General features: G+C 55.1%; 24 protein-coding genes. 9 read left to right on the top strand and 15 right to left on the bottom strand.

Going from position 1 to position 26,631, the window contains the following annotated elements; all coding sequences use genetic code 11:
• Window positions 1-50 precede the first annotated feature (50 nt).
• Window positions 51-2,510 (top strand): GcvT family protein, encoded by a 2,460-nt coding sequence (locus tag ACR0I8_RS17985; protein ID WP_170692014.1) that lies wholly within the window; start codon window positions 51-53, stop codon window positions 2,508-2,510.
• Between the two features lie 24 nt (window positions 2,511-2,534).
• Here ACR0I8_RS17985 and ACR0I8_RS17980 read toward each other — a convergent pair whose 3' ends face one another.
• From ACR0I8_RS17980 to ACR0I8_RS17960, 5 genes are all read right to left on the bottom strand, one after another.
• Entirely contained in the window at window positions 2,535-3,167 is a 633-nt protein-coding gene (locus ACR0I8_RS17980; RefSeq protein ID WP_170352666.1) for a TetR/AcrR family transcriptional regulator, read from the bottom strand.
• 1 nt (window position 3,168) lies between these two features.
• Window positions 3,169-4,011: an ABC transporter permease subunit gene (locus ACR0I8_RS17975; RefSeq protein ID WP_170352665.1), complete on the bottom strand. Its 843-nt coding sequence runs from the start codon at window positions 4,009-4,011 to the stop codon at window positions 3,169-3,171.
• Window positions 4,012-4,905, bottom strand: coding sequence for an ABC transporter permease subunit (locus tag ACR0I8_RS17970; protein ID WP_216599185.1), 894 nt, complete (start codon window positions 4,903-4,905; stop codon window positions 4,012-4,014).
• A gap of 65 nt (window positions 4,906-4,970) precedes the next feature.
• Window positions 4,971-6,113 (bottom strand): ABC transporter ATP-binding protein, encoded by a 1,143-nt coding sequence (locus ACR0I8_RS17965; protein WP_170352663.1) that lies wholly within the window; start codon window positions 6,111-6,113, stop codon window positions 4,971-4,973.
• 88 nt (window positions 6,114-6,201) lie between these two features.
• Window positions 6,202-7,311, bottom strand: a complete 1,110-nt coding sequence (locus ACR0I8_RS17960) for an extracellular solute-binding protein (protein WP_170692012.1) — start codon at window positions 7,309-7,311, stop codon at window positions 6,202-6,204.
• A 466-nt stretch (window positions 7,312-7,777) separates the two neighbouring features.
• On the opposite strand from ACR0I8_RS17960, the gene ACR0I8_RS17955 reads away from it, so the two are divergent.
• From ACR0I8_RS17955 to ACR0I8_RS17945, 3 genes are all read left to right on the top strand, one after another.
• The gene (locus ACR0I8_RS17955) at window positions 7,778-8,983 is read left to right on the top strand and encodes an aromatic ring-hydroxylating oxygenase subunit alpha (RefSeq protein ID WP_170352661.1); all 1,206 of its coding nucleotides are present in this window, start codon (window positions 7,778-7,780) and stop codon (window positions 8,981-8,983) included.
• The gene (locus ACR0I8_RS17950; RefSeq protein WP_348540225.1) at window positions 8,980-9,243 is read left to right on the top strand and encodes a hypothetical protein; all 264 of its coding nucleotides are present in this window, start codon (window positions 8,980-8,982) and stop codon (window positions 9,241-9,243) included. The genes ACR0I8_RS17955 and ACR0I8_RS17950 overlap by 4 nt, the downstream gene beginning before the upstream one ends.
• A gap of 127 nt (window positions 9,244-9,370) precedes the next feature.
• On the top strand, window positions 9,371-10,636 hold the full coding sequence (locus ACR0I8_RS17945; RefSeq protein ID WP_170352660.1) for a flavin monoamine oxidase family protein: 1,266 nt from the start codon (window positions 9,371-9,373) through the stop codon (window positions 10,634-10,636).
• A 354-nt stretch (window positions 10,637-10,990) separates the two neighbouring features.
• Here ACR0I8_RS17945 and ACR0I8_RS17940 read toward each other — a convergent pair whose 3' ends face one another.
• Complete coding sequence (locus ACR0I8_RS17940) at window positions 10,991-11,869, bottom strand: LysR substrate-binding domain-containing protein (protein WP_170692010.1); 879 nt, start codon at window positions 11,867-11,869, stop codon at window positions 10,991-10,993.
• Between the two features lie 98 nt (window positions 11,870-11,967).
• Between ACR0I8_RS17940 and ACR0I8_RS17935 the strand changes: the two genes are divergently transcribed.
• The 3 genes from ACR0I8_RS17935 to ACR0I8_RS17925 all read left to right on the top strand — a co-directional run bounded on the left by ACR0I8_RS17935 (window position 11,968) and on the right by ACR0I8_RS17925 (window position 13,950).
• Window positions 11,968-12,672, top strand: coding sequence for an SDR family oxidoreductase (locus tag ACR0I8_RS17935; protein ID WP_170468195.1), 705 nt, complete (start codon window positions 11,968-11,970; stop codon window positions 12,670-12,672).
• Window positions 12,662-12,916 (top strand): DUF6552 family protein, encoded by a 255-nt coding sequence (locus ACR0I8_RS17930; protein WP_480703455.1) that lies wholly within the window; start codon window positions 12,662-12,664, stop codon window positions 12,914-12,916. The genes ACR0I8_RS17935 and ACR0I8_RS17930 overlap by 11 nt, the downstream gene beginning before the upstream one ends.
• Before the next feature lie 242 nt (window positions 12,917-13,158).
• Window positions 13,159-13,950 carry an inositol monophosphatase family protein gene (locus ACR0I8_RS17925; RefSeq protein WP_348540226.1) on the top strand — a complete coding sequence of 264 codons (792 nt, stop codon included), beginning with the start codon at window positions 13,159-13,161 and terminating at the stop codon, window positions 13,948-13,950.
• Window positions 13,951-13,956: 6 nt separating this feature from the next.
• Here the strand turns inward: ACR0I8_RS17925 and ACR0I8_RS17920 are convergent, their stop codons facing one another.
• From ACR0I8_RS17920 to ACR0I8_RS17905, 4 genes are read right to left on the bottom strand one after another with little or no spacing between them, the layout of a single operon-like run.
• Window positions 13,957-14,523, bottom strand: coding sequence for a histidine phosphatase family protein (locus ACR0I8_RS17920; protein ID WP_170692008.1), 567 nt, complete (start codon window positions 14,521-14,523; stop codon window positions 13,957-13,959).
• Window positions 14,524-14,525: 2 nt separating this feature from the next.
• Entirely contained in the window at window positions 14,526-15,599 is a 1,074-nt protein-coding gene (locus tag ACR0I8_RS17915; RefSeq protein ID WP_170692005.1) for an ABC transporter ATP-binding protein, read from the bottom strand.
• Entirely contained in the window at window positions 15,596-17,812 is a 2,217-nt protein-coding gene (locus tag ACR0I8_RS17910) for an ABC transporter permease (protein WP_170692003.1), read from the bottom strand. Before ACR0I8_RS17910 ends, ACR0I8_RS17915 begins: the two co-directional genes overlap by 4 nt.
• Window positions 17,813-18,829 (bottom strand): ABC transporter substrate-binding protein, encoded by a 1,017-nt coding sequence (locus tag ACR0I8_RS17905; RefSeq protein WP_480703453.1) that lies wholly within the window; start codon window positions 18,827-18,829, stop codon window positions 17,813-17,815. It abuts the gene before it with no gap.
• A 722-nt stretch (window positions 18,830-19,551) separates the two neighbouring features.
• On the opposite strand from ACR0I8_RS17905, the gene ACR0I8_RS17900 reads away from it, so the two are divergent.
• Window positions 19,552-20,445 carry a helix-turn-helix domain-containing GNAT family N-acetyltransferase gene (locus ACR0I8_RS17900; protein WP_170692000.1) on the top strand — a complete coding sequence of 298 codons (894 nt, stop codon included), beginning with the start codon at window positions 19,552-19,554 and terminating at the stop codon, window positions 20,443-20,445.
• Between the two features lie 503 nt (window positions 20,446-20,948).
• A complete protein-coding gene (locus tag ACR0I8_RS17895; RefSeq protein WP_170691998.1) occupies window positions 20,949-21,929 on the top strand; it encodes an AraC family transcriptional regulator in 981 nt (326 codons plus the stop codon).
• 189 nt (window positions 21,930-22,118) lie between these two features.
• Here ACR0I8_RS17895 and ACR0I8_RS17890 read toward each other — a convergent pair whose 3' ends face one another.
• The 5 genes from ACR0I8_RS17890 to ACR0I8_RS17870 all read right to left on the bottom strand — a co-directional run bounded on the left by ACR0I8_RS17890 (window position 22,119) and on the right by ACR0I8_RS17870 (window position 26,559).
• Window positions 22,119-22,394 carry a glycine zipper domain-containing protein gene (locus ACR0I8_RS17890; protein ID WP_170343544.1) on the bottom strand — a complete coding sequence of 92 codons (276 nt, stop codon included), beginning with the start codon at window positions 22,392-22,394 and terminating at the stop codon, window positions 22,119-22,121.
• 285 nt (window positions 22,395-22,679) lie between these two features.
• On the bottom strand, window positions 22,680-23,933 hold the full coding sequence (locus ACR0I8_RS17885; RefSeq protein ID WP_170365936.1) for a carbohydrate porin: 1,254 nt from the start codon (window positions 23,931-23,933) through the stop codon (window positions 22,680-22,682).
• Window positions 23,934-23,974: 41 nt separating this feature from the next.
• The gene (locus ACR0I8_RS17880; RefSeq protein WP_170342826.1) at window positions 23,975-24,340 is read right to left on the bottom strand and encodes a DoxX family protein; all 366 of its coding nucleotides are present in this window, start codon (window positions 24,338-24,340) and stop codon (window positions 23,975-23,977) included.
• A 78-nt stretch (window positions 24,341-24,418) separates the two neighbouring features.
• A complete protein-coding gene (locus tag ACR0I8_RS17875; protein ID WP_170364433.1) occupies window positions 24,419-24,820 on the bottom strand; it encodes a hypothetical protein in 402 nt (133 codons plus the stop codon).
• Window positions 24,821-24,888: 68 nt separating this feature from the next.
• Window positions 24,889-26,559: an amidohydrolase family protein gene (locus ACR0I8_RS17870; RefSeq protein ID WP_170691996.1), complete on the bottom strand. Its 1,671-nt coding sequence runs from the start codon at window positions 26,557-26,559 to the stop codon at window positions 24,889-24,891.
• Between the last annotated feature and the right edge of the window lie 72 nt (window positions 26,560-26,631).

The raw sequence follows: 26,631 nt of genomic DNA, 5'->3' as shown, positions 1-26,631 counted from the left end.
TGATTTGGCTGGTATTCGGAGAAAAGAACGCCTAAAAGGATTTTCTCGCAATGGCTGACACCCTACCGACGCATGCCCAAACCGTGATTATTGGTGGGGGGTCGATCGGCGCGAACACGGCCTATCACTTGACTAAGCTTGGCCATACCGATGTTGTCGTTCTGGAACAGGGACAACTGACATCAGGGACCACTTGGCATGCCGCCGGCCTGATAGTAGCCGGCCTTCTCAAATCCGAAGCTGAGTGCGCTATCTACACGCACGGTCGAGACCTTTATGCGAAACTAGAGAAGGAAACCGGTATATCCACAGGTTTCCGCGACGTTGGATATCTGCAGATTGCAACCAATGAAGAACGCCTGCATGAGATGCGTCGCGTCGCAGCCTTCATGCGGCGTTTTGGGATAAACAACCACGAAGTCTCAGTAAAAGAAGCGCAGGATATGTTCCCTATAGGGGACCTCTCAGACATCGTTGGAGCGTTCCTCATTCCGGAGGACGGTCGGGCCAACCCGGTGGACGTGACAATGTCTCTGACCAAGGGAGCCAAAAACAGAGGCGCACGTTTCTTTGAAGGCGTGCGGGTTGAAGAGATTTTAGCCAGGAACGGCACTGCGACCGGGGTCCGCACTGCGAACGGTCATACTATAACAGCCGAAAACGTTGTGATCTGCGGAGGCATGTGGTCTCGCCAACTTGGTGCAAAACACGGTGTAAATCTACCGCTCCAGGCGGCTGAACACTACTACCTGATAACGGAAAGTATCCCGGGCCTACCTCGCGATCTACCCGTTCTCGAAGACCCTTCCACCTACACTTATTACCGTGAAGAAGTCGGCGGGATGATGTTAGGGCTTTTTGAGCCCGGCGCTGCGGCTTGGAAGCTCGATGGTATCCCGGATGAATGGCAATTCGGAGAGATTGAACCAGATTGGGAACGTGTTGGGCCCGACCTGGAGAAAGCCTATTCGCGCGTGCCTGACACCATGAACTACGGTGTCAAAAAACTATTCTGCGGCCCTGAGAGCTTTACGCCTGATCTTGCGCCGCTTGTTGGCTCGACGCCTGAACTGCGCAATCTCTGGGTTGCATGTGGGATGAACTCACTTGGCATCCTGAATGGCGCGGGTACGGGAATGGTTTTGGCCCATTGGATGGTGGACGGCTTGCCGCCCATCGATGTTACCGGCATCAACGTCAATCGCTTTTCCCGTGAAATGGCGACACCGGCCTTTCGACGCGACAGAACACCTGAGTTGCTGGGAAAGCTCTTTGGTCAGCACTACCACAATGAGAACTACAAAACGGCCAGGAACGTTAAGCGTTCAATGCTCTATGACCGTCTCAAAGCGGCCGGAGCCTTTTTCGGCGAAGGAAATGGTTGGGAACAACCTGATTGGTTTGCTCCGACGCCCGAAGAGGCCAAAGTCGAGAAATACAGTTGGCATCGCCAAAATTGGTTTGAATGGCACGCTGAAGAACACCGGGCAGCACGCGAGGATGTCATCGTAATGGACATGACATCAATGGCGTGTTTCAGCGTCGAAGGACCGGATGCCTGCGCCCTCCTCTCTCGCCTTTCCTGCAATGACGTTGATGTTGAACCCGGTCGCGTCGTCTACACGGCCTGGGTAAATGAACGGGGTGGGTTTGAGGCAGACCTTACGGTTACCCGGCTATCCGATCGGAAATACTGGGTCATCGTGGGAGAAAACTCGGCGGGTCATACCGAGATGCGCATGCGACGGCACGTCCTGGACAACGAGAACGTTGTTATAACAGACATCACCGCAGGGCGCTGCCAAATCAACGTTCACGGCCCAAAGTCGCGTGAACTATTGAGCAGAATATCCGGAGCTGATTTGTCGGACGAAGGTTTTCCCTTCATGACGGCGCGTGAAATCGACATCGGGTACGCCGTAGTTATGGCCTATCGCGTGACGTTTGTTGGCGAACTCGGCTGGGAACTTCACGTACCGGCCACTCAGGCCATTCAGACCTACGATCTGATTATGGAAGCAGGTCGAGATCTGGGTGTTCGCAATGCTGGAATGCAAACTCTCAACTCCCTACGGCTAGAGAAGGCTTATCGTGATTTCGGAATTGACGTGGACAACACGGACAACCCAATTGAGGCCGGGCTTGGTTTTGCCATCAAATTGGACAAACCCGGTGGCTTCATCGGCAGGGAAGCACTCGCCACGATCAAGGCGAAAGGCACGCCCAACAACCGGATGTTGCAGTTCCTGCTAAAAGACCCAGAGCCTCTCATGTACGGCAATGAGATGATTTATCTAAACGGCAATGAAGTCGGATATATTCAAGTTGGCGGATATGGGCACACGCTCGGCGCTGCCGTCGGCATTGGTTTCGCCGAGATTGACGAACCGTTGACCGCGGACATAGTCGCAACTGGGCATTGGCAGATCGAAATCGCAGACGAGAAATACGACGCGGCAGCCTCGTTAAAGCCGCTCTATGACCCCGGCATGCACAAAATAAAGCGCTGAAGCCATATTGTTCGATGCTTTCGCTCAGACTGGAAAGTGTTTTGGGAAGAACCGCGACAGCGAAAGCATGCAAACATCCCTGAATTCCCGACGATCAGCCACTTTTGGATACAACATCAAACTTAGCCAGGCCCCGTCTGACATCGCCTCTACGGCCCGAGCTGTTTTTTCTGGATCAAGATCGTCGTAGCCACCGTCGGCAATCAATTCACCACATAGGTGCAAAATTCTATCATATCTTTCGTTGTCATATTTATTATGAATCTTCAGGTAATTAGGCCGATACTTCGCTTGCCCCCAGAAGGCAAACCAGACGGCCAACCGCTTGTGGGTACAAATGCTCTTGTCAAAGTCCGCTCGAATAATCGCAGCCAGCCGATGTGCGGCTGTAGGTTCCGCAGCCTCATAGTATTTGAGCCAATTTTCATAGTGTTCTTGTGCAAGGAAACCCAGCGCGGCGTCATACAAAGCTTCCTTACTGTCGAAGTGATAATTCACCACGCCATGGGACAGATTGGCTGTTTCTGTCACGTGTTTAAGCGTCGTGTCAGAAAACCCGCGTTTCGAGATCGAGTCTATGGCGGCCATGATCAACTGTAAGCGACGAACTTCGGGAGGTTCGGTGCGTCGTTTTTTCTGAAGCTCATGCGTCTCCAATTTAACTCTCCTCTCGTTCAGCCATTTGCCTGTCCAACAAATCCGCTCTCTGTTGCCGGAACATAATTATTGCTGCGATAGCGACACAGATAGCGATCACAAGAATCATGATGGTTGCTAGCGCGTTGATGTCCGGCCTGAGGCCCAGTCGAATGCGCGAAAAGATCAAAATTGGCAAGGTATTTGCGCCTGGGCCGGTAACAAAACTTGCTATGACCAAGTCATCGAGAGACAGCGTGAAGGCCAGCAACCATCCCGAAATTAGTGCCGGCGTCAGCTGTGGGATCGTTATGGCCGTCAGAACTTTGAACGGTTTTGCGCCAAGATCGGCGGCGGCTTCTTCCAGTGTTTGCCCCACACCGGTTAAGCGTGCCTGAATTGTTACCGCCACATAGGCCATGGAAAAGGTAATATGCGCGATCGTAATCGTCGCAAAACCGCGCTCAGCAGGCCATCCGATCAGCTGGTTCAGCGAGATGAAGAAAACCAGCAAGGACAATCCGGTTATCACCTCGGGCATCACCAAGGGCGCGACCAACATGCCACCGAACAAGGTCCGCCCCTTGAACCGTCCAAAGCGCACCATAGCCAGACCTGCCAAGGTGCCAAGCGCCGTGGCAAAAGTAGCGTTGACAACGGCAATCTGAAGACTGAGTGAAACAGCGCTCCAGACTTCCGCAGATTGAAAAAGCTCTTTGTACCAGCGCAACGACCATCCACCCCAAACCGGTACCAGCTTGGAGTAGTTGAATGAGTAAATAACCAACAGGATCATTGGGATGTAAAAGAATGCCAGTCCCAAGGTCAGCATGATGGTTAAGAAACGGGAGCGTTTGGCGTACATCTATTGCTCCTCCGCTGCTTTGCCTTGGTAGTGCTGGAAAACCATGATTGGCAGCACCAGTATGAACAGCAGAACAATCGCAACTGCGGCGGCCACTGGCCAATCGCTGTTTCTAGAGAACTCATTGTAGAGAACCCGCCCAATCATCTGCACGTTGCCGCCACCTAACAGATCGGGGATAACGTACTCGCCGGTCGCAGGGATAAAGACCAGCAGTGAACCAGCGACAATTCCAGGCATCGTCAGAGGCAATGTGATTTTGAAGAAAGTGTTCGTTGGTTTGGAACCAAGGTCGGCGGCCGCCTCGTTCAGGCTGTTGTCCAGCTTCTCCATATTCGCGTACAGCGGCAGGATCATGAACGGCATATAGGTGTAGACGATCCCGATATAGACGGCGAATTCCGTGTAAAGCATGCGGATCGGCTCATCGATCACCCCCAGCGCTATCAGAAGGTTGTTGATCGTGCCTTGATCCGCAAGCAGGCCCATCCACGAATAGACCCGCAACAAGAAAGACGTCCAAAACGGAAGAATGATTGCAAACAACAAGAGCGGCTTCGCAACCGGCCCCGATCGTACAATTGCATAGGCAATAGGGTAGCCAAACAAGAGGCACAAGAACGTACACGTTACTGAAATCTTGAGTGAATTTACGTAAGTGTCAAAGTACAGGCTGTCTTCCCAGATGTAGACAAAATTGTCGAAGACCAGGCGGATTGTCATGATCCCGTCACCTGTCCACTCAATTAAACTTGTGAATGGCGGGCTCGCAATCGCCAGTTCAGCTAAGCTTATCTTGGCGACAATGAAGAACGGTGCCAGAAAGAATACAAGCAACCAGAAGAACGGTATGACGGTGACGATCTGACGCCATCTGCTATGGATACGCCGCATCACTAAACGGATCATGGGTTGTCGTTCAACCTGCGGCGGTTCGAACATATCCTCGGTGAAATCCGTCATGAGTGGAGCAACATGGCGCTAGACGGATCCCAGCTGATATTTACCTTGTCTTCCCAGGTTAATCGCTGCGCAGCATGCGTCGGACGTGACTGGTTGGGCTGAGTGACGTCGAAGATTTCGCCATTGGGAAGCCTTACCTTGTAGATCGATGTCTCTCCCAAATACCCAACATCGTCGATAACGGCCGCTGTCTGGTTCGCGCCCTCAGCAATTGTATCAGATTTCTCAAGTCGAATTTTCTCGGGCCTCAGCGCAACCCAAATCTTGCTGCCAGCCTTAACAGAATGACCGTGATCAATATAAACTTCGCAGAACTCGGTTTCGACCCGAACATGGTCGACCCCATCCTCGGTCACCCTGCCCTCAAAAATATTTGCTGATCCGATAAAGTCAGCCACAAAGCGGGATTCTGGAAACTCGTAGATCTCTGTCGGAGTTCCAATCTGTTTGAAGCGACCCGCGTCCATAACGGCCATTCGCGAAGACAGGGTCATTGCTTCTTCCTGATCGTGAGTCACGACGATGAACGTGACGCCGACCTTGTCCTGAATGTTGGCAAGCTCAAACTGCGTTTGCTTACGCAGTTTTTTGTCCAGAGCAGCCAAAGGTTCATCCAGGAGCAGCAACTTGGGACGTTTGACCAAGGCCCGCGCCAATGCAACACGCTGGCGTTGCCCACCGGACAATTGTTTAGGTTTTCTCTTTTTGAAATCTTCCAACTCAACAAGCTTGAGGATGTCGTGAACTCTGTCCGCAATGTCTAGCTTGGGGACATGGTCTTGCTCCAACCCGAAAGCCACGTTTTTTTCGACGGTCATATGCGGAAACAGCGCATAGCTTTGGAACATCATATTGGTCGGACGTTCGTAAGCTGGCACATCGGCCATATCGACTCCGTCGATAGTGATTGTACCACTGTTCAAATCCTCAAACCCAGCAAGCATTCGAAGTAGTGTCGACTTTCCACATCCAGATCCGCCTAAAAGGCAGAATAACTCTCCTTTGTAGATATCCAGATCAACGTTATCGACAGCAGTCACTGCACCGTATTTTTTGGTTACGCCTCTGATTTTGACCAGAGGTTCCTGTTCTTTTTGATCGAGCCATGGTTCTGGGCTGACAGCCGTGGAAACAGTCAATTTGGGCCTCTTAGTCTGCCAGTCGGGATCTGGGGATGCAGTAGCGAACCGGTCTGGTCCGCTACTTCATTTGCCGGTGTGAGTGGATTTAGTTTCCGGCCTTAAAGTCAGTCCAGGTACGTGTCTGCAAGCGCTCGACCTTGGGAGGAAGAACGGCAGTCGTGTACATCTTGGCAACCTGATCCGATGTTGGGAACGCGGCTGGGCTGGAGGTTACAGCCTCATCAACCATGGGCTTGGCCGTCAGGTTGGCGGTCGCATACCAGGTGAAGTTACTATCATTGGCCGCAACCTCGGGGCGCATCATATAGTTCAGGAAAAGATGAGCGTCTTCTTTGTTCGCGGCGTCTTTCGGGATTAGCCAACCATCAATCCACAGCTGCGCTGTACGATCACCTTCGGGCAGGAAGAAGTCTAGCACTACACCAGTGTCGGCTTCCGCTGCGCCAGACATGGCAAGGAGACCGTCAGGGCCCCATGTGGTTGAGACACAGAACTCTTTCTGAGGCATCCGTTGATAAGCATAGTTATCGAAGGTTTTGATGTATGGCCTGATTTCCGCCAACATCTCCCCAACCTTCTCATAGTCTTCCTTGTTTGTGGAGTTCGCATCCAGGCCCATATGCGCTAAAGCCATCGGAATGATGTCGCCCGGGGAATCCAGGAATGAAACTCCACACTTGGACAGCTCTTTCATGTGAACAGGGTCGAAAACCATATCCATCGAGCCTATGGGGGCATCTGGATACGTCTCTTTCACCAATTCTTCGTTGTATGTGACGCCGTGCGTTCCCCACATATAAGGAATGAAGTGTTGGTTGCCTGGATCCCATTCACTTGACAACTGCTCCATGATTGCCGGGTCGATGTGCTTGATATTGTCCAGCTTCGACATATCCAACGGTGCAACAATTCCCGCCTTAATCAGACGAGCCGTATCACTGCCGGCATGACTAACCACATCATATCCGCTGTTTCCCGCGAGTAGCTTGGCATCAATTGCTTCGGCAGAGTCATACGGATCATAGATCACCTTGATACCGTATTCTTTTTCGAAGTTCTCGATTGTGTCTTCAGCGATGTATTCTCCCCAATTCGTAACCTTCAACACACGCTCTTGCGCGTAAGCCGATCCCGAAACTGCAGTAGTAGTTGCTGCTATAACTGTAATTCCGGCGATTTTCCTGATTGAGTTCATAACTTCGCTTCCTCTCCCTGAGTGGTGGCTGAATTTGTCTTGCCTTGTTTGCTAGTCTGTCTTCTCGAATGATCGCGCCTGCGTTGCCGGCGCGATCACCAAGCACCCCATTCCCCCAAGTCGCTATGTTTTTATCTGACTGGTCATTCAAAACGGTAGTCCGCTGAAATCTGCACTGTCAAGCTTGGTTGAATGAATTTTGATCATATCTCTACGTATCACTGGTTTTGCACCTGATTTGAGCAGGTAAATCGAAAACCATCGACCAATGAAACCTCACAGGCGTGACTAGCAGCACATTTCTGAATGATCATTCAGTCAGAAAAAGTTGACGAGCAAGTCAATTTAAGCGACACCTACACTCAGTCGAAGAGTGGCGGATCCAGCAAGGCCAAATTTTCACTCCTGGATACTGTCCCCATCTGAGACCCAAACTGACCAAACCAAAACTATGCGGGTTGTTCCGATGCGCGACGAAGTAAGAAACACAGAAATTCCTACCAATTGGGACCGTCGCGGGTTGCCCGGTTGGTGCTATCACAGCAATGCCCTTCTTGAACTTGAGAAGAGCGAACTTTTCAAAACGCATTGGCAAATCGCGTGCCATGTTTCGGATGTTCCGGAACCCGGTAATTTTCTATGTTTTGACATGTGCGGTGAGCGCGCCCTGATCTTGAAGGACAGCAACTCGGACATCCGCGCGTTTCTAAACGTTTGTCGTCACCGCGGTTCTCGGCTGGTCTCGAAAGAGCAAGGAAAATGTGCAAACGCTCTAGTCTGCCCATTTCACGGCTGGGTTTACAATCTTGATGGAACGCTACGCGGCGCCGCCCGTCCAGAGTCGTTCCCCGATCTAGACAAGCACGAGTTTGGCCTGAAAGAGATTGAAATGGAAATCTGGCAGGGTTTTGTCTTCGTCCGATTCAAACCTGGACCCCAGCCATCAGTAGCCGAACTGCTAGCCCCGATTGAACAGGAAGTCTCTGCCTACAAAATGGCCGAACATGTCCCGACGGACGGAATCTGGACCGAGGAGACTCCTGTAAACTGGAAATCGATCAGAGATGTCGACAACGAAGGGTATCATGTCCCGCTCGCGCACCCTGCCCTTCAGGATCTGTATGGCTCGACCTATTCAGACGAACCATATGTCGATGGTATCTCACGTTCTGACGGAAAATTCACTCCGACAAAGGGCCGGAGGTGGGCCGTTCGCAACTACAAGAAATTCACTAAACCACAGCCTCACCTGCCAGAACACTTGCACAAAACTTGGCTTTACTACGGCATTTTTCCAAATGCGGTCATAGCCGTCACACCTGAGACGACCCTCTTTTATCAAGAGTTTCCGATCACGACGGATAAATCCATTCTACGGAGCGCGACATACCGAAACCCGAACGAAGACCGCCAACAAAGAGCGGCACGCTACCTTGCCGCCCGGATTGATCGAGAGACAGTGGAAGAAGATATTCAGCTCACGATATGGTCCAACGAAGCCATGGCTTCGGAGGCGTTTGAAGGCTTCTATCTTTCTGATCTCGAGTACGGCGTGCGCTCTCATCATGACCATCTCAGGAACATTCTGCCAATCTACAACTCTGAATCAGCGCCTGGAGAAGATGAAGTTGCCGCGTTGAATGATGCGATGTCCGCTGAGCCGAAATCGTGACTAAAGGTATATTCAAAGTGGAGGAAGCAGAAGCTCAAACGCAGTTCCTGGTAACAGCCATCGGAAAACCTGGCTCTGGCGCCACAAGATATGCTGCCGCGATGTATTTTTTTAAGAGCGGCGAGCTTTCTGCCGAGATGCTGGAAATCTACCGAAGATGCAGCAAGCTTGACACGGAAGATCCGCTCGATCTGGCTAGATACGAGGGCGTTTCAATTCCAGAATTCGTTTGCAATCTAAACTCAAGAACCAATCAATGACTGCTTCCGCGCAAACGACAAAATCCTTGGATAACTCAAATCCTTGTAAATTCTCAAAATGTAAGGAAAGCGCAAACCCACTCCGAAAACCATCTCTCATGCCAATCTCATTTCTGGAGCGAAAGCATTGAAAGTTCACGACTTTGACGTCGTTGTCGTTGGCGCCGGAGCAGCAGGAATTGCAGCTACTCACGCTCTCAAATCCGCGGGACTCTCAGTAGTCTGCATCGAGGCATCCAACCGCGTCGGGGGGCGCACACACACGGACACGGAAATCTTTGGCGTCCCGTTCGACATGGGTGCGCACTGGATGCATACCGAACATGCAAACGCTCTGAAAGCTCCAGGTCTCGCACTCGGCCTTGATCTCTATGCAGCCCCAGACAACGCGGTGACATATGGCTTGGAGGATGACGCTGTTCTGTGGGACGAAGTCGACGAGCTTCATAGCGCGATCACTGAAGCGGCGCGCATCGATGCAGAAATTGAAGCAAGTACCGGAATTCCAACAGACCGGTCCTTGGCAGACATTTGGCAGAACAAAGGGCATTGGTCGTTCACGGCAGCGATGACATTTGCCTTGTCGATTGCCAGAGATTTGCCGGATACATCTCTGCGAGACATCAGTGCCTGGGAGGGCGGAGACGATTGGTTTTGTCGCGAAGGCTTCGGACACCTAATTGCATGCACTGCAAAGGGGCTGCCAATTAAATTGGCCACTCCGGTCACAGAAATAAAATCTCTCACTGAAGGGGTGCAGATAACTACGGCCACTGGCAAGATCAAAGCTCGAACCGTAATTGTTACAGTTTCCGTCGGCGTCCTAGCCGAAGACATCATCCACTTTGATCCCCCGCTAGAATCCGACCGACGCTCAGCGCTCGAGCTCATCACTATGGGAGACTACAATCACGCTGGCCTCCTTTTCCGCTCCGGAGCTTTGCCAGTGCAACCCGATACTTGGTTGACGTACCACTTAGAACCCGACGCCAACGGGGTAGCCCGCGGAGGCGGTTTTCTTTGCAACATCGCAAACACCGGCCTTACCAGCTTTGAAAGTTCTGGAAGCTTTTCCAGACTTTTGCAGGACGCGGGGCCTGAAAGCGCCATAGAGCACGCGCTCGAAACATTGGTTGGCTTTTTCGGCACAACAGTCAGAAAAGCCTTCATCAAAGGCCACGCTACCGCTTGGCGAAATGAACCCTATGTGCGTGGTTCTTACGCTGGAGCCAAGCCGGGAGGCCACAACAAACGCGCTGTCTTACGCCAGTCTCATGCTGAGCGGGTGCACTTCGCCGGTGAAGCTACACATCCTAACCAACAATGCTCGGTCAGCGGAGCCCACCTAGAAGGATTAAGGGCCGCGGAAGATGTGTTGGCGCAGCTACGCTGAACACCTGGCGATCAACTTGCTCCAGCAAGTGGAACAGTCTTAGAATTTCGAATGAACCTTTGACTATAAGTCACAAGGCCAAGTTCATCTTTCGCATGCTCCGCGACCAGTTCAGGGTAAGCTATCCGGTCACAGAAAGATGATAAGAAATTGAAAGTTTTGAAGAACAAAAGCTGACCATGTTTCAGCGGGGTGGCTCGATGGGGACCAGATACTCTCTGTCTTGAGCAGTTTTCCTGGATGTCCGCTAAAGAACGGAACCAGACTTTGTGTCGTAAAACGACTATGTCTGCTGTGCGGACAAAGCTACCATTCGCCCGAATGATGCGAATGACGGCTTTCCATTCAAGGCAATTAGGTATCTTCGGCGGAGCGCAACTTGAGCCATGCCACAACGCTGGCCACCGAATCATGGTTTTTAGTAGCTCGCGACATGAGGACATAGAAGTCATTTCTGCCCACTTCCCAGGCTGCACCAACCTCGACCAAGCATCCGGCTTCAATGTCATGAGCTACTAGAAACCGGCTTACCAAGGCCACGCCTTGTCCAGCGATGGCTGCGTCGACCGCAAGCGACGTTTGGCTCAAGCGGAGGTCACGGGGAGACTGGTCCTCGACGCCCAATTGCGCAAGGTAGCTGGGCCATAGATCATGGGTGTCATGGATCTTCGGCAGTTTAGTGAGGGTTTCTGGCTCAAGGAGACTTCCGTCCTTGGCCGCGAATTCTGGCGCGGCTACCGCGATGAGCGATTGCTTGAACAAAAGCGTTACGTCCAGTGAAGCGCCGAAGTGTGGCGACCCTTGGCGCACTGCAAGGTCTATCCCGTCGCTATGAAAGCTCGAGACTTTCTCAGTGGCCATGATCCGCAAATCTATATTCGGGTATGCTGCCGAAAAATCCGGTAGGTTGGGGATCAACCATTTTGCAGCGAAAGTCGGGGTGACGCTGATAAGGACTTTGTTCGGCTCTGGCTTCAACTCGGCCGTTGCGGATCGAAGGTCTGCGAACACGTCAGCGATCCGGTTGTGAAAGCTGCGCCCGACCGATGTAAACCGCAGGCCCTTCGGCACCCGTTCAAACAAGGCCACATCAAGATGCGCTTCGAGCTGACGCACTTGTTGCGCCACGGCCCCTTGCGTGACGCCTAATTCATCTGCGGCGGCTCGGAAACTAAGGCGGCGGCCGGCTGCATCGAAAGCACGCAAACTATTGAGCGGGGGAAGGTCAGTCATTTTTCAATAGTATTTCTACTGTCATGTAACATCAATTCTCAATCGTACTTTCTCATTGAGAGAGCCATATATAGTCCAATCATGAAAGGACACTCGCTATGTCAGTAGAAAAAGTAGCTCTGGTCACAGCGGGCGGCAGCGGCATGGGAGCGGATGCAGCCCGCAAATTGGCGGAAGATGGGTTCAAGGTTGGTATCCTGTCCTCGTCCGGTAAAGGTGAGGCGCTTGGGCTGGAACTTGGCGGCTTTGGCGTGACGGGCTCTAACCTTGACGATGAGGCACTGAACGCTTTGGTCAATGGTGCTAAGGATCGTTGGGGCCGTATCGATGTCATGGTGAACTCTGCTGGCCACGGTCCGAAAGGTCCGGTTCTCGAAATCAGCGACGACGACTGGCATAAAGGGATGGAAGTCTACCTGATGAACGTGATCCGCCCGACAAGGCTTGTCACACCCACTATGCAGGCGCAGGGCGGCGGAGCAATCATCAACATCTCAACCTTTGCGGCATTCGAACCCGACCCTCTTTTTCCAACGTCGGGGGTATTCCGGGCCGGGCTTGCCGCATTCACGAAGCTTTACTCGGACAAATATGCGTCAGGCAACATTCGTATGAACAACGTCCTTCCAGGCTTTATCGACAGCCTGCCCGAAACCGAAGACCGCAAAGCGCGTATTCCCATGGGGCGTTACGGGTTGGCGTCGGAGGTGTCTTCTCTTATTTCGTGGCTCGCCTCGGAAGATGGTGGCTATATGACGGGACAAAACCTGCGTATCGACGGAGGCTTGACCCGTGCAGTCTGATGCTTTGGTCCTTGGATCGCCTCGCGAGCGCCTTGTCTTCGCTGTCAAGTGGGGCGCATCCGCCGTTCAGATCATGGGATATACTGCAACGGGGTTTGGTTGGGCACCTTGGAACCTATACATGTTTCTTGTCGGTGTAGTTGGTTGGTTCGCCGTTGGCGCACTGTGGCATGACAAGGCGCTCATGCTTGTCCACCTTGTCGCGCTAGGCGCAATGATTGCTGGTATGGTTAGCGGCAGATGAGAAAAAGCAGCCATTCGTGCATTGCGTAGCATTCGGTATTTCTGGGCTCAAAGCGGGCCTTCACGTAAGAGACATCAATTGCATAGGTCCGTTGTCCACTATTAGTTTGGGGCTTCATTTCGTTGTCGTAATATGTATCCGAAGAAATCGACGAAAGGGTTTCGATGTTGCTTGGTAGTGCTGACCCCCGGCAGCGCCTATTGTTCATAATCAGAAACAGAATTTAACGGCAGGAGGGTCGAGTGCATAGCATCTCTGATCGAAGTATGTTCGCCACCAAAGTGGCTGAAGAAGCAGGCGCGTTGGCTATTAGATATTTTGGAAATAGAGACACTCTGGTGGTGGACGCAAAGGGTGCTCAGGATTGGGTCAGCGAAGCCGACCGGAATGTCGAGACGTATGTTCGAGAAAAAATAACCGAGGCCTATCCCGATGACGGAATCTTCGGAGAGGAGCATGATGCGAAATCAGGGTCCAGCGGGTTTGACTGGGTGATCGACCCAATTGACGGCACCACGAACTTCGTAAACGGCATTCCGGCGTGGACGATCGTCCTGGCGGTTGTTGCAGAGGGACAAACACAAATCGGTGTCATTCACGAGCCGAACGTGGCTGAGACCTATGTCGCCATGCGGGGGGCGGGAGCAACGCTCAACGGGCAGCCAATGCAGGTCGCATCAGGCGTCGATATGTCAAGCGGGACCGTCTCGGTCGGATATTCGAACCGCATCGAAGCGGCAAAGGTGATCCCAATCATTTCAGCCATCATCGAACGCGGGGCCATGTATCATCGCAATGCAAGCGGCGCGCTGTCGCTTGCCTATGTCGCGGCAGGCCGGCTGTTGGGGTACGTCGAAGAGCATATGAACGCGTGGGACTGTCTTGCCGGTCAACTGTTGATCGCAGAGGCCGGTGGTGTCGTCGAAGAACAGGACGCCAATGAAATGATCCGCAATGGTGGCCGCGTCATTGCCGGTACGCCAAAGATCTTTGATGATCTCAAAGCAATTTGCGAGAAGGCATGGCACGTCTGATTTGCTTCAGGCGATAGCCCGCCAGCCGGTGTCACAGCGCAGCGTGTCCAAGTCAGCGCTCCAGAAATGCCCCTGCCCAGGCTGGTCGTGCTGGCGATCAATCCGCACTCCGGAGAGATGACACCAAAGCAGCGTCCCAACCGCGCCATGGGTTACGATGGCAAGATCACCACCATCGTGCGCGTCCATGATTGACGTGACTGCCCCGACAATCCGGGCCTGAGCATCTGTCGCGGTTTCCCAGCCGCGAAAGCTCACGTCGGGTGCAGCGAAGAATGCATCGGCGGCGGCTTCGAACTGGTGCGGTGGCAGGAAACCGGTGGCACTGCGGTCGTTTTCGCCCAGCGCCGGGTTTACCTTCACCTCAAGGCCGTGCGGTTTGGCCAGGATCGCAGCTGTCTGTTCTGCCTTGCGTTCGGTGCTGGACCAGATGGCGCTGACCGAGGCCATGATCGGCGCATTTGCAAATGCTTCGGCCCGGGTGCGGCCCACCTCACTCAGTTCCCAGTTGGTGATTGCGATCTCTGGGTTCACGACCACTTCCGGGTGCGAAATGATAACGAGTTTCGGCAATGTCAGCCCTTTGGCAGCAAAACCGGTCCCCGGTCTGCAAAAGCCATTTTGATGTCAGTGCCCGGTTGCAACGGGTCATCCACGTCGTCCTGCACGGCAAACACCTGTCCGAATGCGCCGGTCAGCGTGTATTCCATGCGCACGCCGACATAGGTAGCCTTGGAGACTTGTGCCGGGATGCCGGTTTCGTATCCGATTAGGATGCGGGACGGACGCACCGCCAGCGTTGCCGGCCCCACGGGCAAATCGCGAGAGGGCAAGCTGTGGCGGTGTCCTTCGATGTCGATTGTCGCCTGATCGCCATCGACTTCGACGATTTTGCACTCGATCAGGTTCGCTTCACCGATGAAGTCAGCCACGAAGCGGTCCATTGGTGCGTCATAGAGTTGCCGTGGTGTGCCGATCTGGGCGATGGCGGCGTTACGCATGACGACGATTTCGTCGGACACGGCAAGCGCTTCTTCCTGATCGTGGGTTACATAGACAACCGTCAGTCCGAGGTCCCGCTGAATGGAGCGAATGTCTTCGCGCACCTGTCGGCGCAGTTTGGCATCGAGGTTCGACAGGGGTTCGTCAAAGAGCAGCACCTGCGGTTCCAGCACCAGCGCGCGGGCGACTGCGACACGTTGTTGCTGGCCTCCTGACAGCTCGCTAGGCAAACGGTTGTCGAAGCCTTTGAGGCCCACCAGTTCCAACCCTTTGAGCGCGCGCGATCTGGCCTCGCTCTTATCAAAGCCGGAAAATGTCAAACCGTACATCACGTTTTCCATCACGCTCATATGTGGGAACAGGGCGTAAGACTGAAACACCATAGACACATCGCGATCGGTCGCGGGCAGCTTGGTCACGTCGCGATCGCCAATCACGATCCTGCCCGAGCTGGCCATCTCCAGACCGGCAATCATGCGCAGCGTCGTTGTTTTGCCGCAGCCCGATGGTCCCAGGAGCGTCACCAGTTTACCTGCTTCCACATGCAGGTCGATGTTGTCGACGGCCACGACATCTTTGCCAAATACTTTTGACACTTCTTCGAACCGAACCGGCGCGGCTTTACTAGCAATGTTGGTATCCGTCATGTCGTTCTTTCCGCTCCGATCTGGGTGCGCCGTCCGATCTGCACGCGGCCCACGAGGAATTGCAAAAGCCCTACAGATGCCAGCATCACGAAGATCAGCGTGGTGGAATAGGCGATGGCAAGGCCGTAATCATTGTTCTCGACGCGCCCGATGATGTAGCTGGTCGCCATGTCGTATTCGGCCGATACCAGAAAAATGACTGCAGAGATCGCGGTCATCGCGCGGACAAAACTGTAGACGAGTGCCGCTAGGATGGCGGGCTTGAGCAGGGGCAGAATCACGCGTCGGAACGTCTGCCACGAGTTTGCACCCAGCGTCAGCGACGATTCATCAAGCGACCTGTCCAGTTGCGACATGGATGCGATACCCGCACGCACGCCAACGGGCATGTTGCGGAAAATGAAGCTGATCACGAGGATCACACCCGTGCCTGTAATTTCGATCGGGGGAACGTTGAAAGCCAGGATGTAGCTGACCCCGATGACGGTACCGGGAATGGCAAAGGACAGCATCGTTCCGAATTCGAAGGCGTTCTTTCCGGCGAAATTTTGGCGCGTGAGCAAGTAGGCGGTCACCAGTCCTACAGCTGCCGTCAGCGGAGCCGCTATGGCCGCAATGCTGATGGTGGTCCAGAAACTGTCCCATGCAGCACCCGTCCAGCGGATGCCTTCCTCTTCAATGCGCACTGAGAAGGCGGTGACATAGTGTTTGAAGGTGAGCGTGTTGTTGACGCCCCAAAGCTCAACGACGCTGCCGTAAATGATCATGCCGTACACAACCGCTGTAAACAGCGCCCAGATGGTCGCGATGGCTAGCACGGGTATTGCCAGCCCATTGGGCATCAGCGGATGCACGCCGGCGTCCCCCTTGCCGGAAACGGTGGTGTAGCTTTTCTTACCGAGCCAGGCGCGCTGCGCGTAAAAGGCAGACAGCGTGAAGAAGAGCAGTACCATGGCCAGCACGGCGGCCCGACCCTGATCATATTGCGCGCCGACGATGGCAAAGAAAATCTCGGTCGACAGAACGTCAAAATTACCGCCTAGAACAAGCGGGTTGCCGAAGTCGGCCATGCTTTCGATGAAGCCGAGCAGAAAGGCATTCGCCAGACCGGGTCTCATCAGGGGCAGCGACACCGTTCGGAAGGTTTGCCACCTATTGGCGCGCAACGTTTGGGCGGCTTCCTCCATCGACGGCGATACGCCTTCGACAACACCGATCAGCACCAGAAATGCGATGGGGGTGAAGGCCAGCGTCTGGGCGATCAGGACACCCGGCATTCCATAGAGCCACCGCGACGGTTGCACGCCAAAAAGATCGGCAAAAAAGACTGTGACCGACCCGGATAAACCGAAGAGTAGGATCAAGGCCAGCCCGATTACGAAGGGGGGCGTGATGATTGGCAAAACCGTCAGCGCGCGCATCCCGCGCTTGAACCGAAACCCTGACCTAGTGACCACAAGTGCAAAACAAAGTCCCAGAACCGTGGTGATCAGGCCGACGAGAATGGCCAAAAAGAGGGAGTTCCACGCGGCGCCGCATTTCGCACCCCCAAAACACCCCAATCCCCAGAGACGGTCATCAAAGAATTTCGAGGCAAAAACAGATACCGAATAGGCGCCGCCTTCGGTCACAAAGGCCGAAAACAGCATGTTGGCAATTGGAAAGAACACGAAGGTGGTGACGATTGTTATGACGCCGCCGATCGCGCTGACGACAAACACATCGCCGTTGACTGCACCGCGCGCCGCGATGCCCTGCGTGAGCAGGAACAAGAAGGCCGACGCACAGAGCATCGCGCCATACCCCATACCGAACTGTCGGATTTTTGGCTCACCAAACAGGGCCTTGAGCCAGTCGAAGTTGAAGCCGCGAATGCCGATCCCGAAGCCTTGCGCAATCAGCCAGCCAAAGCCCAGTGCACCCGCAAGTATCAGGATCTTAGCGTAGATCGGATCAGATTTAGGTTTCCCCAGCACCAGAATCGGCAATGCCAGCGGGATCAGCAAGGGTGCAAGCCAGAGTTTTTCACCCTGCCCGATCAGAAACAGAGCGGGCGCAAAATCTTCATCAAACGGATAGCCACTAAAGAGCCATTGAAATGACCAAAGGCCATCCTCAACCATGTACCATGGCAGCAGGACGTAGCCGACCCACCCGATAATGATCCAGAAGATCAATACCGGGTGGGTCCTGGTTTTTGCAATGTCAGCCACTTACTGCGGCAGCACCGAAACGTCTTCGTCCCACTTTTGCAGCAGACGCTTGCGCTCATCAGAGGAGCCGTACTTTTTGAAGTCATAGTCGATCAGCTTGATCTGGCTCATATCCGGGGCGCTTTCAGATGTTTGCGCACCCTTGTTGGATGGGACCTGGAAGGCATTGACTTCAAGCGCGAGGTTCTGCGCTTCGGCACTCAGCGCCCAGTCGTAGAACTTTTTGGCTTCTTCTTCGTTGCGAGCGCCTTCAATGATCGACATCGAACCGATCTCGTAACCAGTGCCTTCGCACGGGGCGACAACCTTTACAGGGAAGCCTGACACCGCTTGCTTGACCGCGTCATGCATGAAGACTATGCCGATCGTGTTCTCGCCACGACCCGCGGCCTTGATGGGTGCTGAACCGGATTTCGTGTACTGATTTATGTTGGCGTGAAGGCCTTTCATGAACTCAAAGCCCTCGTCCTCGCCAAAGATCTGCACCATCGACGCCAGCGTCGTGTAGGCAGTTCCGGACGAATTCGGGTTCGCCATCTGAACGTGCCCTTTATATTCAGGCTTGAGCAGGTCCTTCCAGCAGGCGGGTTCGGGCAGGTTGTTGGCCGCCAGGAGGTCAGAGTTGTAGCCATAGCCCAACGCACCCGAATAGATACCGATGGTCTTGTTGCCAGCACTTTCGGCCTGTGAAATCGCCCAGTCATGCAACTGGTCACGCATGGGCGAGACATATTCCATAGTTAATCCTTCTTCGGCCGCTTGAAGGTGCGGGTCCCCCGTACCGCCCCACCAGACATCTCCCTTTGGGTTTGAGCTTTCTGCGCGGATTTGCGCAAAGGTCTCGCCAGAGGATTTGCGAGCCATGTTCACGTCAATGCCGGTGGCGTCCTCGAAGCTGCGCGCCATCAGCTGGCACCAGTCTTCCTGCGCCGAACAGTAGAATGTCAGCTTGTCGGCTTGCGCAGCACCCATGGAAGCGGCGAATGCGATCAGTGAGCCAGCAAGTGTGTTTGTCATTTTTTTCAAGGTCTTTCCTCCCATAACTATCCAGCTTCCAGCTTTGAGCCGGGAACTGTCATGTCACCTGTGAGGACGGCCACGCTTAAGTGTGGCATCTTCTGATTTCACCAGTCTCGGTACGGCTTTTCCTCTTTGTGACTATGTAAGTCTGACCACTCTAACACTTGTTTCGCAAGGATTTTTGCAGAGCGACAAAATCAGTGCGATCCAAACGGAGCACCTTTGCAAACATTATTCAAAGGAAGATCGCAAGCTCATCCATAGCCTTCGAATGCGCGGAGCTTGATACTTGCGCCAATTGGCGAATGGGTTCTGGGCAATCAAATTGTCTAGCGGTAATACAGACTTTGCAGCGAATGTTGAAAGCTAGCTTCCGATTCTGACCCCACTTGTGACGTGTGGGTTCACGCAGTGAATGCGCTCTCATCGCCCTGCATGACTGAGGAAACTTACCCTGCGAACGTCAACAATGGGCTCATTCCGGACCTCGGTGCCGTTGCAGCACAGGCCCCTACCCCGCCGTCAGCTGAACGCGTAGACAGCCCTTTCCGGACCTTATTAGACCAACACTAGTTTTGAATTTGGCCCACACGCGATTTTAGCCATTGAGAATGTAGGGACGCAGTCTTTACGTTGGCGCTACAGCATTCCGTACTTTTACTTGACAAAATCAAGCAACTCCATATTACTTGAATTTGTCAAGTAAATGGGATTGCAATATGGATCACATCTCGACAATTCGCGCCTTTAATCGGTTCTACACACAGAGGATGGGTTTGTTCTCCCCTGACTACGGCGGTAGTGGAATGAACCTCACAGAACTGCGGGTTTTCTATGAGATCGGAGTGCAAAATGGCTCAACTGCCCGGTTGATCGCCAATGCCCTGGACCTCGACGAAGGCTATGTCAGTCGTATCCTGAAGAACTTTGAGCGATCCGGATGGATTCTAAGAAAACCTTCTGAACATGATGCACGGCAAAAGGAACTTCATCTTACTGAATCTGGGCACCAGAGGTTTAGCGAGCTTGTCGACCGGATGGCGCTTGAAGTCCACAAGCGATTGGATGGGGCAGATGCAGGGCGCGTCGCCCGGGCCTTGGAGCAGGCGGTGAGATCATTTGACCTGCCGGGTCCAGTCGAGTTTCGCGAATTGACCCCGGGCGACGCCGGATGGGTCGTCAATCGGCACGCCGAGACCTATTACACGGATTATGAATTTGACTACCGCATGGAAATGCTCGTCATGCAAATCCTGGCGGCTTTTTTGCCGGTCCAAGGCATTGATGGAAACCGCGCCTTTATTGCTCATAGCGGCGAGACGCGGCTCGGATCAATTTTTTGCATGAATACAGAAGAACCCGGCGTCGCGAAACTGCGATTATTCTTTCTGGAACCCGAGGCCCGCGGAATGGGCTTGGGCAAGCGGTTAATGACGATCTGTCTGAATCACGCACGTGCATCAGGGTTCAAACGCATGACGTTAATGACCCACGAGACACAGATAGTCGCACGCGCGCTCTACGCTAGATTCGGATTCACTTTGACAGAGCGCGTTTCCGGGTATCACTTTGGTAGTGAGAGCGTGCAAGAAACCTGGGACCTCACACTTTGATCTCACAACTGGGCTTTGCGCTCAGTGCGGCCGCGCATAGACGACCAGACATTCGCTGCGCGGCGTCGTATGAGCAAAATGAGCACGGTGCGGTCCTTGGAGCAGTGCCAGCACGTAGGCACGGCAAACCTACGCTCGGATAGTGACGGCCCAGAGCGGACTTTTAAGTAGCGCGCCGAGAATGGCGGCTTCGAAAGCCACAGCGAACAAGCAAGCTGCCCAACCCGGACGATGTGCGCCGCTACTCGGTGTGTCACACCGCACGGATCTCGAGTTACTCGCGACCGACGTCGCGCCTACCTTGGTGGCGAGTGTGTGAAAGGCACTGCGGGTATTGAACGAAACGGGCGTTGCGTTGTTCGAACGTTGGCTTTGGCAACTGGCAAGAAGGTCAGACGGGCCTTAACGTGGCGCAACACGTCAGACACCGAGACTACGGACCAGAAATGAAATCCGAGATTCCAAAACACAGCGCAATCTGAGGACAGATCATTGTCGGTGAGTTGAAGAAAACAGGCCTTTCCGAGCGGGATATCCGAAAGGAGTTCGGGATAACCAGATCTCAACTCGAAGACCCGGATGCTCGCTGGTCCTTCGACAAGACTGCCTGGTTGTTTGAAAAGGCGAGCGCTTTGACCGGGGACGACCTTGTCGGATACCGCCTGGCACAGTCGCCGGACCTGGTCAGGAAGGCCGGGTTGCTCGCCTATGTCGGCGTTTCGGCACCTACCGTTGGCGGTTACCTTCGAAACATCACCCGTTTTCAGCGCGTGATCGGTGACGCGAGCAAGACGGCCATGGAAGAAGGCCCGGAAACCACCCGGCTGACCTGGCACTACGATGTGCCAGCAAGCATTCCGACCGGGCAATATGCCGAGTTTGGAGCCGTTGGCACGGTCTTCGCCCTGCGGGACTACTCCAATCGGCAAATCCGTCCGACGCATGTTCGGTTCGCGCATCAGCGGCTGACCGGCACCGAGGCCCTCGACAGGTTCTTTGGCTGCAATGTCCTGTTTGGTGCCGCGGAGAACAGCATTGCCTTCAAGGCGGCTGATATGGATGTGCCGCTGTTGACGGCCGACGACAACTTGCAGCGGACGCTTTCGGTCATTTGCGAGAACACGCTGGCTCGGATGCCGCAGACACCCAACAGTGTGGCCCGGGTTGTTGAGAGGCAGATCACGGCGCGTCTTGCAGCCGGCACGGCCCAGCAGGACGCAATTGCGGCGGAACTTGGGATGAGCGCCCGAACGCTGGCCCGCCGACTGACCGACGAGGGCACGAGCTTCGCAGCGGTCGTCGCCAATCTGCGAAAGGCTCTGGCCCGGGACTATCTGCTCAACAGCACGCTTCCGCTCACCGAGATCGCCTATCTTCTCGGATATAGCGACGCCAGTACCTTCAGCACGGCATTCCGAAGATGGTACGGACAGCCCCCCAGCGACTTCAGGGAGCAGCCAGCAACAGAAGCGCCCCTGGCATAGGGCGAACGATCTGAGTAGAGGCCGGACTGCTCGGATCATAGGCCCGCACTTTCACGTTTCTCCGTCTTCCTGAACCACCCTGACGCAACAAACCCGGCAGGCATGAGGCCTAACGGGTTTGAAGCAGATGCCGGATCTCTCCAGCGTCGGTTGGAAGGGGTAAACCGTTCCGGTTGTCTCGTTGCGGGATCAGCGCTTGTGCTTGTTGCCACCCTTCTTGCGATCGTCCTTGCGATCTTGACGATCCCGGTCTTCGGCGATCTTGCCACCGAGCGCACCGGCGGCTGCGCCGAGGGCCAGGCCGTCCTTGGCGTCGCCGCCGGTGATTTCGGTCAGCACGGCGCCGGCCACAGCGCCCTTGAGGGCTTTCTCACCGATGTCACCGGCATTGGCGGCCATCGGGGCAGCGAGGGCGAGTGAGGCGGCAAGGGCGGCGAATACGGTGTTCTTGAGGGTGTTTGTCATCGGTTCCAACCTTTCTGACGGTGGCGACCTCCGTGGCCGCCTTCTGTGGAAAGATCTAAGCGAACCGCCATGCCCCCGCTTGAGAGCATCCGACAGCTTCATTGGAATGGCTGACATTGCAGAGCAACAAGCCAAATTCGACGGTTGTTCTGCCGTCAAGACTTTCGCCTGACGCAATGCCAATCATCCAAGGGGTCGCCTCCTTGGCCGCGATGGCTGCATGGGCCGTTCCGGCGCAGGCACGACACTCCCAACCAGACGGCATTCTATCCGCCGCTACTCAGGTCAAAGATTGATCCGCAGCCTCAAGCCGAAAACGGTCGTGTCCTGATCGTTGAAGCCCGGGTTGATCATGTGCTGGACGTCCGCCGTCAGGGCGACATTGTCCGACAGGTCCAACCGATAGAAGGCCTCCATTGTGGTCTGGGTGTCGAGCGTTTCATCTACCGGGTCCGCAACGGTCGCGCCAAACCCAAAGAGGTCGTCATAGAGGCCCGGCCGCCATAGAAGTCCAGCGTTGGCTGCGCGTCGGGCGATCGGCGCCTCACCCTCCGACCAGCCGAGGCGTCCGTAGATCATGAATTCCTCGTTGATCGTGTGGTTGGCAGACAGGATCGCCCCGTAGCTCTCCGGCACGCCTGCCTCGGTGCGTTCATCGACGTGAAATACCCCGAGGTGAACGTTGGTTAGAAAGCGCTTCGAGCGTTCGGGCGTCCATCCGATCTCGGCGTATTTGTAGAACTCGGGGCCACCGGGAAACCACTCGACATCGGTCAGCGAGCCGTTTGCATCCGACAGGACACCGAGGGCATAGATCTGGTCGGTCAGGAAACCGCCCCCCGCAATGCCGAAGCCGGGATCGGGGATCGGCAGGACCGGGCTGAACAGGATCGAGAAATTGGAGAAAGTCGTGCGTGGGTTCACGTAGCCGAGGATGTCCGAGTAGTCTCCCGGATCGATCCGGCCGGCCACGAAACCGGCCTTCCCGCCAGCGAGCGTCTGGGACCAGTAGGCGACGGAGAGGGTCGTGTCGGTGTCACTGAATGTCGTTGCGGTGACGCCCGCATAGCCGATTTCCCCGGCAAGCCCGCTTGGCGCGATGTCCGTGCCGAGCAGATGGCGGTTCTCCAATGTGAAGACCAATTGCCCGGGATTTTCGCCGCCGCGATTGAGCAGCGTCCACTGGCCCAGAATGCGCGCCTGGCCCAAGGCGGCCTCGTCGATATCGGTCAGGCTCTCGGTCGCGGACTGGTAATAGGCCTGGTAGTCGAAGGAGAGGTTCAGGCCGGTGCGTTCGGCAAAGCGTTGCCGCGATGCCTCCAAGGGGTCCAATGCCGCATCCAGCCCCGGCCAGCGAGAGTCCTGCAACCGCCGCACTCGGTCTTGTTCCAGTTGGGCCTGCGTGGATGCCGGGCCACCGAGCGAGACCGCTGCGGCGGCCTCCAGGGCGGACGTTGGCCGGCTTTCCTGCGCCAAGGCTCCGGTTGATAACCAGAAGCCAGCGACGATGACCGTACCGAGAAGCCTTGCCTGTCCCATATGAGGTCTCTCTTGTTGCTCTTGATTCTTCTTCGGCCCGCTCATGCAAGTATCGCCAGTACGACATCCCGGCCCGTCCAGAGGACGAAGGCCGAAAGCGTAGCCGTGATCATGGCAGGCACACCGTCTTTCCAAGTGTCCCAGATCAGATGACAACCGATTGCGCCAAGCGACGTGCCCAGAAGGGCAGCGGCCCCGAGCGGCCCGAGCAAGCTGCCTTGAAACCAGATCGCCACCGCCCCGAAAAGCTCGACACCACCGACAAGCGCCATGATCTGACGGTTCAGCCCGTATTTGACGAACATCGCCAGTTGCGTTTCGAAGATGAGCTTCTGCCAGCCAAGGATCTTGATCGAACTGGCGAAGAGAAAGAAGGCGGACAGCAGGCCAATGGCAACTATTTGCATAATACGACTCCGCCGACACACACAGGGCTGAAGTTCATTTGATGTTCCCTTCTGGATCGTCCCGAGTGTGCAGTCCGGTTACTTGAGATCGTCCTGCGCCTTGATCTCCGGCACACGGGCGAGGGCTTCGGCCATGTCGGCGCTGCTCATCAACTCGATCATCTGGTAATCCTCCAGCAACCCGTCACCGAGACGGCTGACATAGAAGGCCTGGATGAAGGTGGGGTCGTCCGGCAGGGCGACGGTGATGTAGTTCTTCCCGTTCCCAAGCCCCCAATAGTAGCTCAAAAGCTCGCCGCCGAGCGCCTCGATCCCACCCTTCACCGAGGCCGCGCGGTCCCCGGGATTGGCGATCTGCATCTCCCAGGCGGCGCTGTTGGATGCGCCGATAAACAGGAAGGTGCGCATGTCTTTTGTGTCCTGCGCCGCTGCAACTGTCGCAGAGACGCAAAGGGCTGTCGAAAGAAGGATCCTGTTCATCTTGCCACCCGGAATTGCTTCGATGTTGTGGTCAGTACAGCATGGCTGCCCTGACCGTTCTTGTGGGTTCAATGCCCCGGAGCTCCGGGAATGGAGTGTTCCAGCTCGGCAGGGCGGAGCGGGAACTCGGAATGCTCATCCTCTGGCGTTTCGATGTCGGCGTGCCAGGTGAATTCCTTGTCCCCGAGGTCCAGATCGATCTCGCCCCCTTCGATGACCGGGTAACGGATCGGCTGCCCGGGCCGCAGGTCGATATTAGCGACACCGTCGTCGATAATGACCTGCCCGCTCACCAGAACGTAGGGGATTCCCTTGGTGAAGGAGCCGTTCATGCCCTTCTTCATCGATGATGTTTCGGTGATCGTGTCGGGGTCGAAGATCGTGATATCCGCGATCATGCCTTCCTGCATCCGGCCGCGTTCCTGCATCGCCTTCAGGCCCACCTTGGAAAAGTACTTCGCGGGAATGTAGGAGGCGTTGTTCACCATCTCCATCAGCGCGATGCCCTGTTCACGGGCCTCGCGGAACACGATGCCATAGGTGCCGGCATTGCGCGGGTGCCCCCCGTACTCCGTGAAATCGGCCTCGATCGGCAGCGGTTCGCCATCGACGGTGAAGCCGACGATGTCGTTGGCGATCGCAATATCCTTCATGTGGATCCAGCGCTCCAGGTCTGCTTCGGGGCGGACTGTGATGAAAATCGGCTTGCTCGGATCCTCCTTCTGCTGCCGGAAGAACTCCTCGTCGGACTCGTAGAGTTCGCCGGTGCTGGTATCGAAGATATCGCGGGTCGGAACGATATTGTTCGCCTCGATCTTGTCCGGCAGCAGTTGCGGTGTCGCGATGTTCGGATTGCCGGTGATGGCCGGGTAGTATTCCGCGAAGATGGTCATTCCGCGCATTTGCAGGCGGCGCGCAAGCTCGTAGATTTCTTCCCACCCCTGGTTCTGGATGTGGGAAAGGATCAGGGCCCCGTCGAGCGCAACGGCGTTTGCGATCACCTCGTTTGCGCCCAGGGAATAGTAGAGCGGCAGGCTCTCGGTCGGACCGAAACGGGTATGGGCGCCAAAGAAGCGGTCATACTTCTTCGCCATTTTCTGAAGCGCGAAAATCTCCTTCGGATAGGTGTTGTATCCCACCGTCGTGTTGACGGTGATCGCCCCGGCGCGAAGACCCTTTTCATACATGGTCATGACTTCGACGAGCTGATCCGCAGTCGGAATATCCAGCGCCCAGCTGGCATGTCCGTCTTCTTCCTCGGCTGCACCGCGTGACTTGAGGATGTAGGTCGGATCGGATGCCAGCTCGACTGAAACCCCATCCATCACGACACGCCGGATCTCCTCGTGCCCCATCCCGGAACCGAAGTTGAGAAAGGAATTGCCCTCGTACTTGTCGTAGAACAGGTCGGCATCCGCCACGCCGCTCTCGGTATCGAGGATCGTCGTCGTGCCATCATGGGCCATCATCTTCTGATCGAAGCCGCCAAAGGAATGCGAATGGGTGTTGATGAATCCCGGCGCGACTACATGCCCGGAAACGTCGATCTCGCGCTTGCCCGTCAAGGCATCTTCGGTGATCGCGGTGATCCTGTCGCCGGTCACGCAGACATTGCGCACGGCATCAAGATTGGTTTCCGGGTCCATGACGCGGCCGTTGAGAAGCGCGACGTCGCACTCCTGAGCAACCGCCATCGAACTGCAGAGGGCCATGAGAGTGGCAAGAGTGAGGTGTTTCACGGTCAGTCCTTCCGGGATGATTGCGTCGGGCAAAAAAACGCGGGGCGGACGAGGGAGACCGCCCCGCGCTCT

The sequence above is a fragment of the Ruegeria sp. BG9 genome (assembly GCF_056538305.1).
Note: the sequence above shows the minus strand (reverse complement) of the source record. Positions and strands in the feature narration are given on the sequence as shown.

Excerpts from the sequence above, each read along its gene's own strand:
- ACR0I8_RS17985 (WP_170692014.1), top strand. The coding sequence starts at position 51 with ATGGCTGACACCCTACCGACGCATGCCCAAACCGTGATTATTGGTGGG.
- ACR0I8_RS17975 (WP_170352665.1), bottom strand. The coding sequence starts at position 4,011 with ATGTACGCCAAACGCTCCCGTTTCTTAACCATCATGCTGACCTTGGGA.
- ACR0I8_RS17970 (WP_216599185.1), bottom strand. The coding sequence starts at position 4,905 with ATGCGGCGTATCCATAGCAGATGGCGTCAGATCGTCACCGTCATACCG.
- ACR0I8_RS17960 (WP_170692012.1), bottom strand. The coding sequence starts at position 7,311 with ATGAACTCAATCAGGAAAATCGCCGGAATTACAGTTATAGCAGCAACT.
- ACR0I8_RS17955 (WP_170352661.1), top strand. The coding sequence starts at position 7,778 with ATGCGCGACGAAGTAAGAAACACAGAAATTCCTACCAATTGGGACCGT.
- ACR0I8_RS17940 (WP_170692010.1), bottom strand. The coding sequence starts at position 11,869 with ATGACTGACCTTCCCCCGCTCAATAGTTTGCGTGCTTTCGATGCAGCC.
- ACR0I8_RS17935 (WP_170468195.1), top strand. The coding sequence starts at position 11,968 with ATGTCAGTAGAAAAAGTAGCTCTGGTCACAGCGGGCGGCAGCGGCATG.
- ACR0I8_RS17915 (WP_170692005.1), bottom strand. The coding sequence starts at position 15,599 with ATGACGGATACCAACATTGCTAGTAAAGCCGCGCCGGTTCGGTTCGAA.
- ACR0I8_RS17905 (WP_480703453.1), bottom strand. The coding sequence starts at position 18,829 with ATGACAAACACACTTGCTGGCTCACTGATCGCATTCGCCGCTTCCATG.
- ACR0I8_RS17900 (WP_170692000.1), top strand. The coding sequence starts at position 19,552 with ATGGATCACATCTCGACAATTCGCGCCTTTAATCGGTTCTACACACAG.
- ACR0I8_RS17890 (WP_170343544.1), bottom strand. The coding sequence starts at position 22,394 with ATGACAAACACCCTCAAGAACACCGTATTCGCCGCCCTTGCCGCCTCA.
- ACR0I8_RS17885 (WP_170365936.1), bottom strand. The coding sequence starts at position 23,933 with ATGGGACAGGCAAGGCTTCTCGGTACGGTCATCGTCGCTGGCTTCTGG.
- ACR0I8_RS17880 (WP_170342826.1), bottom strand. The coding sequence starts at position 24,340 with ATGCAAATAGTTGCCATTGGCCTGCTGTCCGCCTTCTTTCTCTTCGCC.
- ACR0I8_RS17875 (WP_170364433.1), bottom strand. The coding sequence starts at position 24,820 with ATGAACAGGATCCTTCTTTCGACAGCCCTTTGCGTCTCTGCGACAGTT.